Annotated in this window: 12 protein-coding genes; 8 read left to right on the top strand and 4 right to left on the bottom strand. The window is 65.9% G+C overall.

Annotated features, from left to right (window positions below; genetic code table 11):
* Positions 1-68 precede the first annotated feature (68 nt).
* Positions 69-2708, bottom strand: coding sequence for a type I DNA topoisomerase (gene topA, locus ACSQ3M_RS04500; RefSeq protein ID WP_436148859.1), 2640 nt, complete (start codon positions 2706-2708; stop codon positions 69-71).
* Between the two features lie 324 nt (positions 2709-3032).
* Between topA and panB the strand changes: the two genes are divergently transcribed.
* The 6 genes from panB (at position 3033) to dprA (ending at position 8289) form a co-directional block, all read left to right on the top strand.
* Entirely contained in the window at positions 3033-3854 is an 822-nt protein-coding gene (gene panB / locus ACSQ3M_RS04495) for a 3-methyl-2-oxobutanoate hydroxymethyltransferase (RefSeq protein WP_436148858.1), read from the top strand.
* A gap of 64 nt (positions 3855-3918) precedes the next feature.
* A complete protein-coding gene (locus ACSQ3M_RS04490) occupies positions 3919-4863 on the top strand; it encodes an aspartate carbamoyltransferase catalytic subunit (RefSeq protein WP_436148857.1) in 945 nt (314 codons plus the stop codon).
* 5 nt (positions 4864-4868) lie between these two features.
* Positions 4869-5111 carry a hypothetical protein gene (locus tag ACSQ3M_RS04485; protein ID WP_436148856.1) on the top strand — a complete coding sequence of 81 codons (243 nt, stop codon included), beginning with the start codon at positions 4869-4871 and terminating at the stop codon, positions 5109-5111.
* Positions 5104-6420: a dihydroorotase gene (gene pyrC, locus ACSQ3M_RS04480; RefSeq protein ID WP_436148855.1), complete on the top strand. Its 1317-nt coding sequence runs from the start codon at positions 5104-5106 to the stop codon at positions 6418-6420. The genes ACSQ3M_RS04485 and pyrC overlap by 8 nt, the downstream gene beginning before the upstream one ends.
* Positions 6421-6450: 30 nt before the next feature.
* Positions 6451-7074 carry a glycerol-3-phosphate 1-O-acyltransferase PlsY gene (gene plsY, locus ACSQ3M_RS04475; protein WP_436148854.1) on the top strand — a complete coding sequence of 208 codons (624 nt, stop codon included), beginning with the start codon at positions 6451-6453 and terminating at the stop codon, positions 7072-7074.
* Complete coding sequence (dprA, locus tag ACSQ3M_RS04470; RefSeq protein WP_436148853.1) at positions 7075-8289, top strand: DNA-processing protein DprA; 1215 nt, start codon at positions 7075-7077, stop codon at positions 8287-8289. It abuts the gene before it with no gap.
* Between the two features lie 373 nt (positions 8290-8662).
* Here the strand turns inward: dprA and ACSQ3M_RS04465 are convergent, their stop codons facing one another.
* Positions 8663-8863: a hypothetical protein gene (locus ACSQ3M_RS04465; protein ID WP_436148852.1), complete on the bottom strand. Its 201-nt coding sequence runs from the start codon at positions 8861-8863 to the stop codon at positions 8663-8665.
* A 359-nt stretch (positions 8864-9222) separates the two neighbouring features.
* On the opposite strand from ACSQ3M_RS04465, the gene ACSQ3M_RS04460 reads away from it, so the two are divergent.
* Both ACSQ3M_RS04460 and ACSQ3M_RS04455 read left to right on the top strand, forming a co-directional pair.
* Positions 9223-9624, top strand: a complete 402-nt coding sequence (locus tag ACSQ3M_RS04460; protein WP_436148851.1) for a hypothetical protein — start codon at positions 9223-9225, stop codon at positions 9622-9624.
* 163 nt (positions 9625-9787) lie between these two features.
* Positions 9788-10138: a hypothetical protein gene (locus tag ACSQ3M_RS04455; RefSeq protein WP_436148850.1), complete on the top strand. Its 351-nt coding sequence runs from the start codon at positions 9788-9790 to the stop codon at positions 10136-10138.
* Here the strand turns inward: ACSQ3M_RS04455 and ruvX are convergent.
* Both ruvX and ACSQ3M_RS04445 read right to left on the bottom strand, forming a co-directional pair.
* The gene (gene ruvX / locus ACSQ3M_RS04450) at positions 10128-10637 is read right to left on the bottom strand and encodes a Holliday junction resolvase RuvX (protein WP_436148849.1); all 510 of its coding nucleotides are present in this window, start codon (positions 10635-10637) and stop codon (positions 10128-10130) included. The genes ACSQ3M_RS04455 and ruvX overlap by 11 nt on opposite strands.
* 214 nt (positions 10638-10851) lie before the next feature.
* Complete coding sequence (locus ACSQ3M_RS04445) at positions 10852-11856, bottom strand: tripartite tricarboxylate transporter substrate-binding protein (RefSeq protein ID WP_436148848.1); 1005 nt, start codon at positions 11854-11856, stop codon at positions 10852-10854.
* Positions 11857-11947 lie beyond the last annotated feature (91 nt).

Raw genomic sequence — 11947 nt, 5'->3', positions numbered from 1 at the left:
ATCGCGGCGCCGCAAGGTAACCTGAGGCCTTGAATGCGGAGTTAACCTGAGCCGCGCCTCCGCCAGTCTCAGCCCTTGGCGGCGGCGGTCTTCTTGGGCTTGGCGCTCTTCGCCTTCGCCGGAGCCTTCTTGGAGGCCGCCGGCTTCTTGGCAGGTGCTTTCGTCTTGCCCTTGGCGCCACCACCGGCCGCCGCCTTGGCGTTGACCAATTCGATCGCCTGCTCCGCGGTGATGCTCTCCTGCGTCATCGTCTTCGGCAGGGTGGCGTAGACCTTGCCCCAGGCGACATAAGGCCCGTATTTGCCGCCCCTGACTTCCATCTTGCCGCCTTGCGGATGATCGCCAAGCTCGCGTCCCGGTGTCGCCGCGGCGCCGAAGCGGCGACCGCCTGCGCCGCTCTCCTTGGCGACGATCAGGTCGATGGCCCGGTTCGCCCCGATTTCGAGGATGTCGTCGGCCTTGTCGATATTGGCGTAGGTCTTGCCGTGCTGGACGTAAGGCCCGTAGCGGCCGATGCCAGCGAGAATCGGCTCGCCGCTCGTCGGATGCTTCGCCACCTCGCGCGGCAGCGAGAGCAGGGCGAGCGCCTTCTCCAGCGTCAGTGAACCAACGGTGTCGCCCTTGGGCAAACTCGAACGCTTCGGCTTCTCACCCTCGCCGAGCTGGATATAGGGGCCGAAGCGGCCGTCGCGGACACTCACCTCCTGATCCGTCGCCGGGTCCTTGCCCAGGATGCGCACGCCGTTCTGGGTCTGGCCGCCTTCGGCCGAGCCGTCCCCCTCGGCGGCGGAAGCGCTGAGCGGGCGGGTGAAGCGGCATTCGGGATAGTTCGAGCAGCCGACGAAGGCGCCGAACTTGCCGAGCTTGAGCGAGAGCGTGCCGGTACCGCAGACTTGGCAGCCGCGCGGATCGCCGCCATCGGCGCGCGGCGGGAAGACATGCTGGCCGAGAATCCCGTTCAGCGCTTCCAGCACGTCACCGACGCGCAGTTCCTTGGTCTCGCCGATCGACTTGGTGAACTCGTCCCAGAATTCGCGCAGCAATACCTTCCAGTCGACATCGCCGCTGGAGACCAGGTCGAGCTTCTCCTCCAGGCTCGCCGTGAAGTCGAACTCGACATAGCGCTTGAAGAAGCTCTCCAGGAACGCCGTGACCAGCATGCCCTTGTCCTCGGGCACGAGGCGCTTCTTCTCGATCCGGACATATTCGCGGTCGCGCAGCGTCGCCAGCGTCGCGGCATAGGTCGAGGGCCGGCCGATGCCGAGCTCTTCCATGCGCTTGACCAGGCTGGCCTCCGAGAAGCGCGGCGGCGGCTCGGTGAAATGCTGGTCGGCGGCGATGGCGCGCTTCTCCAGCGGATCGCCTGCCTTCATCGGGGGCAGCTTCTTTGAGTCCTCGTCTTCCTCGTCGTCACGGCTCTCCTGATAGAGCGTCAGGAAGCCGTCGAAGAGCACGACCTGGCCGGTCGCACGCAGTTCGAGACCGCGGGCGCCGACCTGGGCGGCGATGTCGACCGTGGTGCGCTCCATCGAGGCCGATTCCATCTGGCTGGCGATGGTGCGCTTCCAGATCAGTTCGTAGAGTTTCGCCTGCTCCGGCTCGAGATTGCGCGCGACCATGGCGGGCAAACGGCCGAGATCGGTCGGGCGGATCGCTTCGTGCGCTTCCTGCGCGTTCTTGGCCTTGACCGTGTATTTGCGCGGGGCATCCGGCACGTAATTGTCGCCGAACTCCTTGCCGATGACCCGCCGCGCCGCCACGATCGCCGAGCCGTCCATGTCGACGCCGTCGGTTCGCATATAGGTGATCAGGCCGACGGTCTCGCCGCCGATGTCGACGCCCTCATAGAGCCGCTGCGCCACCTGCATGGTGCGGGCCGGCGCCATGCCGAGCTTGCGCGAGGCCTCCTGCTGCAGGGTCGAGGTCTGGAAGGGTGGTTGGGGATGGCGCCTGACCGGCTTGGCTTCGACTTCGGCGACCGAGAATCGCGCGGTCTCCAGCGCGGCCTTGAAAGCCGCGGCCTCATCGCCGGTGCCGATGTCGAGCCGGGTGATCTTCTTGCCGTCCGCGCCGCTGAGACGTGCATCGAAGGTCGCGCCGCTGCCGGTCGCGAGCGTCGCGATCAGCGACCAGTACTCACGCGCTCGGAAGGCCTCGATCTCACGCTCGCGGTCGCTGACCAGCCTGAGCGCGACCGACTGCACGCGCCCGGCCGAGCGGGCGCCGGGCAATTTGCGCCAGAGCACCGGGGAAAGCGTGAAGCCGACGAGATAATCGAGGGCGCGGCGCGCCAGATAGGCGTCGACCAGCGCCTGGTCGATCGGGCGCGGATTGGCCAAAGCCTTCTGCACCGCGTCCTTGGTCACCGCGTTGAAGGTGACGCGTTCGACCGGAATGCCCTTGAGCACGCGCTTCTGGTTCAGTGCCTCGAGCACATGCCAGGAGATCGCCTCGCCTTCGCGATCCGGGTCGGTTGCGAGGATGACCTTCTCGGCGTTCTTGGCTGCCCGCGCGATCTCGGCCACCTGCTTGGCGCCGCGCCCCTCGGTCTCCCAGAGCATGGCGAAATCGTTCTCGGGATCGACCGAGCCGTCCTTCGCCGGCAGATCGCGGATATGCCCGAACGAGGCGATCACCTCGTAATCGGGCCCGAGATACTTATTGATCGTCTTGGCCTTGGCCGGCGACTCGACGATGAGGAGCTTCATGACGCTTTCGATCTCATAGGCAAGCGGCGGGGCGGCACGAGAGCCGGAGCCGATCAGGTCTATATCCTGATCGGTGAATCCGTCTCTCGCTTTCAGAAGAGACCGTTTGACCGATCAGCTTGCGATGCAGGCGATCGGAACGGGCTCTAGCGTGCCAACCTCGCCGAACTTGGCGCGGGGCGCGTTGATAGCGGTTCGGGATTGCGCGCGAAAGTGGTTCACGCGGCCAGTCCTGTCAAACTCGATTCTACTTTTCGGAGGAGGGCGGTCAGGCTACGTCACCAGCCGTTGCCATTTTGGCGCTAAACGGCGGGAGAACTGAGCATGTCGTCGCAGAACCGGACAACCCGGCTGACTTCGCTCGATATCCGCGGGCGCAAGGGCGGCGAGCCGCTCGTCGCCTTGACCGCCTATACCGCGCCGATGGCGAGGATCGTCGACGAGGTCGCTGAGATCACGCTGGTCGGCGACTCGCTCGGCATGGTCGTCTACGGGCTCGACAGCACCGTCCCGGTGACACTGGAGATGATGAGCCTGCACGGACAGGCGGTAACGCGTGCCACGACGCGCTCGCTGGTCGTGATCGACATGCCGTTCGGCAGCTATGAGGAAAGTCGGGAGCAGGCCTTCCGCAACGCCGCACGATTGCTCAAGGAGACCGGCGCGGGCGCCGTGAAGCTCGAAGGCAGCCTCCGGATGGCCGAGACGGTGCGCTTCCTGGTCGAGCGCGGCGTGCCGGTGATGGGCCATGTCGGCCTGACGCCACAGGCGGTCAACACGCTCGGCGGCTACAAGGCGCAAGGGCGCAGCAAGGCCGAGTGGCCGGCGATCATCGCCGATGCAATGGCGATTGCCGATGCAGGCGCTTTCTCGCTGGTAGTCGAGGCCGTCGCCGAGCCGCTGGCCGCCGAGATCACCGGCCGGATCGCGATCCCGACCATCGGCATCGGCGCCTCTGCGATCTGCGACGGCCAAGTCCTCGTCCTCGACGATATGCTCGGCCTGACCGGCCGCGTGCCGAAATTCGTCAAGGCCTATGGCGACTTGGCCGGGCAGGCGCGCGAAGCAGTGCAGACCTATGCGGCCGAGGTGCGCAGCCGGCAGTTCCCGGGCGAGCAGCACGTCTATGCCTTGAAGGCGGAATGACCCACAGGGAAAGCGCGCGCTGCCTTGCGCTGGCCACGACTCGCCCCTAAACAGCGGTCTTCAAATGACAGCGACCGCACCGCTCTATCCGCACCGGCACCTCCTCGGGATCGAGGGGCTGTCCCATTTGGATATCGAGGCCCTGCTCGAGCGCGCCGAGACCTATGTCGCGCTCTCGCGCCAGGTCGAGAAGAAGACCGCGACCTTGCGCGGCCGCACCCAGATCAATTTGTTCTTCGAGCCCTCGACGCGGACGCAGGCCTCGTTCGAGCTGGCGGGCAAGCGCCTCGGCGCCGACGTGATGAACATGTCGGTCAGCTCCTCCTCGGTGAAGAAGGGCGAGACGCTGATCGACACGGCCGCGACGCTGAACGCGATGCGGCCTGACATTCTGGTGGTGCGCCATCATGCGGCCGGCGCGGTCAACCTGCTTGCCCGCAAGGTCGATTGCTCGGTGGTCAACGCCGGCGACGGCGCCCATGAGCACCCGACCCAGGCGCTGCTCGACGCCCTGACGATCCGCCGCAACAAGGGCCGTATTGCTGGGCTCACCGTCGCGATCTGCGGCGACATCGTGCATTCGCGCGTCGCTCGTTCCAATATCATCCTGCTCAACGCACTCGGCGCCAAGGTGCGCCTGATCGCACCCTCGACCCTGCTGCCGACCGGTGTCGAGCGCATGGGCGTCCAGGTCTTCCGCGATATGCGCAAGGGGCTGGACGGCGTCGACATCGTCATGATGCTGCGCCTGCAGCTCGAGCGGATGAATGGCGCCTTCGTTCCGTCCTCGAAGGAGTATTTCCGCTATTTCGGGCTCGACCGCGAAAAACTCTCGCTGGCCGCGCCGGACGCGCTCGTGATGCACCCCGGCCCGATGAACCGCGGCGTCGAAATCTCCTCGGAGGTGGCCGACGGCGCCCAGTCGCTGATCCGGGAGCAGGTCGAGATGGGCGTCGCCGTTCGCATGGCGGTGCTCGACGCGCTCGCGCAGCACCTGCCCAATGGCTGAATGCGATGGAGACCTTCCTCGCCTGGCTTCTGCGACAGATGCGCCGGGCTCGGATCGTCTTCGTCGGTCTCTATCTTCTGGTCGTGGCCGGATTCGCCTATTCCGAGCCCCGCTCCGCCTGGACCTGGCTGATCGCGCTTCTCGGCGCGCTCCTGTGCGTCGGCGTGTGGGGCCTTGTCGGGTTCTGGAGTTACGTTTTCACGCAGCGCCGCGAGCGCAGGAATGGGGTCGAGCGTAGCGATGGCTGAGAGCAACAGGCAAAGTAGCGATGTTGCGATCGTCGGCGCGCAACTGGTCGATCCGGCCTCCGGTCGTGAGGGCCCGGGCAGTATCCTGATCCGCGACGGGCTGATCGCCGATGTCCATTGGGGCGGCGATCGCCCGGAGCTGCCGGCCGGCCTTCAAGTGGAGGAGGCGCGGGGCCTCGTGCTGGCGCCAGGCCTCGTCGACCTGCGCGCCTTCCTCGGCGAGCCCGGCGCCGAGTTCCGCGAGACGCTCGGAACAGGCTCGCAAGCCGCAGCAGCTGGTGGCGTCACCACGGTGATCTGCCGCCCGGATACCGATCCGCCGATCGACGATCCGTCCGTGATCGATTTCATCAAGCGCCGCGCCCGCGACAAGGCGATCGTCAATGTCCTGCCGGCGGCGGCGCTGACCAAGCGGTTGGCCGGCAAGGAGATCACCGAGTTCGGCCTGCTGCTCGAAGCTGGCGCGGTTGCCTTCAGCGACGGCGCGAACGGCGTGCGCAATCCGCAGGTCATGCGCCGCGCCATGATCTATGCCCGCGACTTCGACGCTCTGCTGATCAACCATGTCGAGGACCCCGACCTGCGCGGCGACGGCGTGATGAACGAGGGCGAGTTCGCCAGCCGTAAGGGCCTGCCGGGCATCCCCCATGAGGCCGAAACGGTGATGCTCGAGCGCGACCTGCGCCTCGCTCGCGCCAGCGGCGCCCGTTACCACGCGGCGATGATCTCCTGTTCGGATTCGCTCGCGCTGATCCGCCGGGCCAAGGAAGATGGGCTTTCGGTCACCTGCGGCGTCTCGATCAACAATCTCTGTTTGAACGAGAACGATGTCGGCGAGTACCGGACCTTCTGCAAGGTCTCGCCGCCGCTGCGGCACGAGGACGAGCGGCTGGCGATGATCGCGGCAGTGGCCGAAGGCCTGATCGACGTGATCGTCTCCGACCACGATCCGCAGGATGTCGAGACCAAGCGCCAGCCCTTCGCCGAGGCGGCAAACGGAGCGCTCGGCATCGAGACCCTGCTCTCGGCGTCGCTGCGGCTCTATCACAGCGAGCAGATCGGCCTGCCGGCGCTGTTTGCCGCGCTGTCGAGCCGGCCGGCAGATCTGCTCGGACTCGGCTGCGGCCGGCTGGTGCCCGGCGCGCCGGCCGATCTCGCTCTGATCGACATCGACGCGCCCTTCGTGGTCGACAAGCGAAAGCTCAAATCGCGCGCCAAGAACTCGCCCTTCGATGAGGCCAGGCTGCAGGGGCTGGTGCAGGCGACCTGGGTCGGCGGCCGGGTGGTGTATCGCGGCGAAGCTGCGTAAGCTCATGCCGGGACGGGCAGGGGAGGTTGTATGGCTGAGGTGTTCGGCTGGGCGTTTTCAGGCCCGATGGGGCTTGCTGCGCTCGTCCTCGGCTATCTGCTCGGCTCGATCCCGTTCGGCATCATCCTGACGCGGCTTTCCGGCGGTCCGGACCTGCGCACGATCGGCTCCGGCAATATCGGCGCCACCAATGTGCTGCGCACCGGCAACAAGAAGCTGGCGGCGCTGACGCTGATTGGCGACATGCTGAAGGGCACCGCCGCGGTTGTGCTCGCCGGCTGGCTGCTCGGCGGCAAGAGCGCGGCGCTCGCGGCCGGCCTCGGCGCCTTCCTCGGCCATCTTTTCCCGGTCTGGCTTCGCTTCAAGGGCGGCAAGGGCGTCGCCACCTTCCTCGGCATCCTGATCGGGCTCAAGGGCTCGATCGCGCTGGTCTTCGCCGCGGTCTGGATCAGCATCGCCTACCTGACCAAGTATTCCTCGCTATCGGCCCTGATCGCGAGCCTGCTGACGCCGCTGCTGTTCTGGTTCTGGATCCGCGATGCCCAGGCGGCCGGGCTGATGGCCCTCCTCGCTCTGCTGCTCTGGTACATGCACCGGGAAAACATTGCGAGGTTGCTGGCCGGCCGTGAAGGCAAGATCGGGCAAAAGGACTGAATGCCGATGGCCGGTTTCGTTCTCGATGACCGGCAACGCCTCGACTGGCTCCGACTGATCCGCAGCGAGAGCATCGGCCCCCGCACCTTCCGCACGCTGGTCAACCGGTTCGGCGGGGCGGCCGGGGCGCTCGATGCCCTGCCGGAACTCGGCCGCCAGGCGGGGCGTACGCTCAGGCTCTGCACTGCCGCAGAGGCGGAACGGGAGTTCGAGCAATTGCGCCGGCGCGGCGCTCATCTGATCGCGCTCGGCGAAGCCACCTATCCCGTGCCGCTCCAGGCGATCGATTCGGCCCCGCCGCTGATCGCGGTCGAGGGTGATCCAGCTGTGCTGAACCGGCCCTGCGTCGCGCTAGTCGGCTCGCGCAACGCCTCCGCCGCCGGGTTGAAGCTCACCGCGACCCTGGCGCGCGAGCTGGGCGAAGCCGGCTTCGTCGTGGTTTCCGGCCTAGCCCGCGGCATCGACACGTCTGCCCATCAGGCGAGCCTTGGGAGTGGCACCATCGCCGTGCTGGCGGGCGGGCTCGACGAGGTCTATCCGCCGCAGAACATCCCACTGTTGGACCGCATCCGCGAACACGGTGCGGCGCTGAGCGAGATGCCGCTTGGCTGGGCGCCGCGCGGGCGCGATTTTCCGCGGCGAAATCGACTTGTTTCCGGTCTGGCGCTCGGAACGGTGGTGGTCGAGGCGGCGCGCAAGTCCGGTTCCCTCATCACCGCCCGCTTCGCCAATGAGCAGGGCCGCCAGGTCTTCGCTGTGCCCGGCTCGCCGCTCGATCCGCGGGCCGAGGGCGGTAACCATCTGATTCGCGAAGGCGCGATCCTCTGCGCCGAGACCGCCCATATCATCGACGCGCTGACGCCGATGCTGAAGCGCGACGATCTCTTCGGGCCGGAGCCCATTCTCGCTCGCGAGGACGGCGGACCGGGGCGCCGGCAAGAGTCGCTTTGGGATGAGCTGGAATTGCCGGAGGTGCTGCCGGCGCCAAAGGCCGAACTCAACGGGGATGAGCTGGGGACGCGGCCGGCCGCGCAAGCCGGCGAGACATCACGCCACCGGTTGCTCGATCTCATCGGTTCGACGCCGGTGGCGATGGACGATCTCGTCCGCGCGAGTGGCCAGCCTGCGCGCGAGGTCAGCCGAATCCTGCTCGAGCTGGAACTGGAAGGTGTGGTGCAGCGCCACGTCGGCGGAGCGCTCTCGCGGCTGGCGTGAGCATGGCGACGCGCGGTTAGCCTGCCGCTTCGCCCCAGCGGTCGCACTCGCGCTCGGCTTCCGCGGCTGCGAGCTCCAGGAAGGTGACGAGCAGATCGAGATCAGCGGCGCGGGCCTAGCTGCCGAGTTCGGCAAGCATCCTTCCCGCTTTGACGGCAATGTCACGCTGCAGATCGCGTTGGCGTGCTCGTTTCTCGACGAGGAGTTGCAGCGCCAACGCTTCGGGTGCGTTGAGAGGTTGCAGGCTTCCGGGCGCCGTAAAGTCGCGGGAAGCATAAGATGTCGGAGAAGCCGGCATGGGCACTCCCTTCAGGTTGCTTTATTTTATTTATGCAACCTATGATTTAATAACCTGCAAAAGATCCATGCTCGGCTAAGTCGTTTTGTCGGGATCGCTCGTTTCGCCGAGCTGCAGCTGGCAGGTTCGGCGATTGATTGCGGCTTCCAGCCTGGTCATGTCGACGAAATAGGCGAGGCTGCTGAGGTGCGCCGCCCGCGCCATCGCGCCAAGTTCGATGCTGATCTCCTCAATGTATGCAGCAACTTCTAGTTGCATTCGTGCAAGCGCGTCCATGCTGTGCGGTCCGGGCGAGGCCACGGCGCAGCGGCTGAGGCGGGGAACTCGGGGTAAGCGATTGTCATCCGAATAGATTTTATCCTCCTTGATTCGGCGTGACGCTGCTTTTCTCATCTCGTCTGCCCTCGCGGTCGCATCAGCCCTTGGGAAACGAACCGGTGTTCGACGGAGCTATTCTTGCTACTCGCCTTCCAAAAATGCAATCACTGCGTGTATAATATTTCTTAAAAAGGAACTCTTTCTCCGTTGGCGCGTTCTTCTCCAATCGCAATTTAGCCGCGATTGGTTCAGGCCCGGTTCAACCGCAGCGGGCTAGATCGGGCGTCAAGGCGGATATCCGCCGACAGGAGAATGTCATGTCAGATTTCGGAAAGAGCCGCTTCCTTGTGACGCTCGCCGTCGCCGGCAGCGTTCTGGCAGCAGGCCTGACGCCCGTAATGGCGGGTGAGAGCCGCGCGGTCGGCTTTGACAAGAGCCGCCTCGATGCGGCGCAGGTCGATTATTCGCAGTATTACCGCCGTGGCTGGCGCGGCAGCAATCGCGGTGCGGCGATCGCAGCCGGCGTTGGTCTCGGCATCCTCGGCGCCGCGGCGATCGCGGCGAGCCGGCCGGCCTATGCCGAACCGGTCTATGGCTACGATGACGGCTATGGCTATGACGAGCCGGTTTACGTCGCGCCGCGGCGTTACTATGCGCCGCGCCATTACGGCTACTACCCCGACAACATCCGTGATCCGGCCGGCGGCAGCTACCGCTGATCAGTCCTTCGCGGAAAAACAGCCTTAATCGATTCTGAACGCCTGACGCCTAGGCTTTGAAGGGTCGCTTCCGTCGCTCGACGGCGGCGGCCCTTTTCACGGCGTGCGGCAACAATTGGTCCCGATGTTGGGGCCATCGCCTTGTCGACCTTGGAGAATGACGATGAAACCCTCGCTCAAGACGCTGCTGTCCGGCTGCGGTGCGGTCGCCCTGGCGGCGTTCTGGTCCGGCACGGCGATGGCTCAGTACTACGACGACGGATATGGGCGCCGCCAGGAGCGGCCGCGCTACGACCGGGGTTACGATCGCGGCTCCGACAGGGGTTATGATCGAGGTCCGCGTGATCGTGGCTATGGACGCGATGACGGCCGCGGTCGGGGCTACGGGGCCGACAACTCATATGGCCGCGGCAATCCGGTCAACCGGCTGAGCATCGAAGATCAGAAGCAGGCGCTCAAGAACCACCGCGACGCGCAGAAGAAGGCGATCAAGCGCGGTTACGTCATTCCGTAGCCCAATCCTCTTCCGGCTCGTTCCCGTCCGATTCGAGGCGAGCGAGCCGATCGAGTGCGCCTTGCAGGATATAGGCGGCCGCCATCTTGTCGACGACGGCCGCCCGCCGGGCGCGCGAGGCGTCGGCGGCGAGCAAGGTGCGGGTGACCGCGAGCGTCGACATCCGCTCGTCCCAGAACACGATCGGCAGCGCCGTCAGCGGCGCGAGATTGCGCATGAAGGCGCGGGTCGATTGGACCCGCGGTCCTTCGCTTCCATCCATATTGAGCGGCAGCCCGATCACCAGGCCAGCGATCGCATGCTTCTGCGTAACCTTCAGCAGGGCCGCCACATCCTGCTTGAACTTGACTCGCTCAATCGTCTCCAGCGGCGTCGCGATCCGGCGTTCGACGTCGGAGAGGGCCAGACCGATCGTCTTGGTGCCGAGATCGAGCCCGAGCAGGCGGGCATGGTCGGGCAAGGTGAGGAACTGGTCCAGCGTGACGAGATTGGCGCTCATCTACGGGCGGTAGCACGGGCCGCCCGCCTAGTGGAACGAATTTGACATTTGCCCCCAGCAGACATCCCGCTGGGAGCAAATGTCAAATCCATAAATTCCACTAGAGAATCAAGAGGTTGCTAGTGGTCTTGTTGATTCCGACATTCGCTCCGCCGCTCTGTATAAAGGGATGCGAATGTCGGAATCAGACCACTAGGCGAGCGGCCCGTCAGCTTCAGTTGGCGGCCTGCGGCGTCAGGCCTGCGGCCTTCAGCGCGGCTCCCCACTTGGCGACCTCGGCGGCGAAGCGCTTGGCGTGGGCATCGCGCGTCCATTCGGTGGCCGGGAAGGCGCTGGTGCCGACCGCCTTGAAGCGCTCCAGCACGACAGGGTCCTTCAGCGCGGCCTGCAAGGCGCCATTGAGTTTGTCGAGCGCAGCGTCCGGCGTACCTTTGGGAGCGTAGAGACCGTGCCAGATCGTCATGTCGATCTCGGTACCCGCCTCGCGCGAGGTTGGAGTGTTCGGCAGCACGCCGAGCCGCTCCGGCGAGGTTACGGCATAGGCGCGGATCTTGTCGGATTGGATCTGCGGCACCGCCGTGGTCGACTGGTCGCAGAGCACGTCGACCTGGCCGCCGACGAGATCGTTCATCGCCGGTCCGGTGCCGCGATAGGCGACCTGGGCGAGCTTGACGCTCAAGGCTTGCGAGATCAGCACGGCGCAAAGATGTGCATTCGAGCCGACGCCGGCATGGGCGACCGTGAGCTTCTCTGCCTGCTGCTTGGCGTAGGAGAAGAACGCCTTGCCGTCGACCGGGGGCAAAGCGAGCTTGCCGGCGATTACCATCGGCCCGGTATTGACCAGCCCGACCGGAGCGAAGGCGGTTTGCGTCTCGTAGCCGAGATTGCTGTACAGCGCCGGCGCCGCAGCGAGGGCGAGGTGGTGGATCAACAGCGTGTACCCGTCCGGCGATGCGGAAACCAGGCGCTTGGCACCGGCCGTCCCGCCCGCGCCGGCAATGTTCTCGACGATGAACTGCTGACCGAGCGTGCGGCCCATATGCTCGCCGAGCAGGCGTGCGATCACATCGCTTGGGCCGCCGGCGGCGAAGGGTACGATCAGCGTGATCGGTTTGCTCGGAAAGCTCTGGGCGAGGGCGGGAGCGCCGAAGCCCAATAGGAATAACCCTGCAAGCGCGCCGCGGCGCGTCGCGAGGAATCTGCGGAAATGGGCGATCATTCGTTTCCTCCGGTATGGCTGCCGCTCTGCGTCGGCTTGGTCGAAAACTCGGGCCATTTGGTCCTCGAGCCTTGGTCGCTCGATTTCGAGC

This window comes from Allobosea sp. LjRoot90 (assembly GCF_964254315.1).
In the GTDB taxonomy this organism is placed as follows: domain Bacteria; phylum Pseudomonadota; class Alphaproteobacteria; order Rhizobiales; family Beijerinckiaceae; genus Allobosea.
The sequence above is the reverse complement of the archived record's forward strand: the minus strand, read 5'-3'. Positions and strand labels throughout refer to the sequence as shown.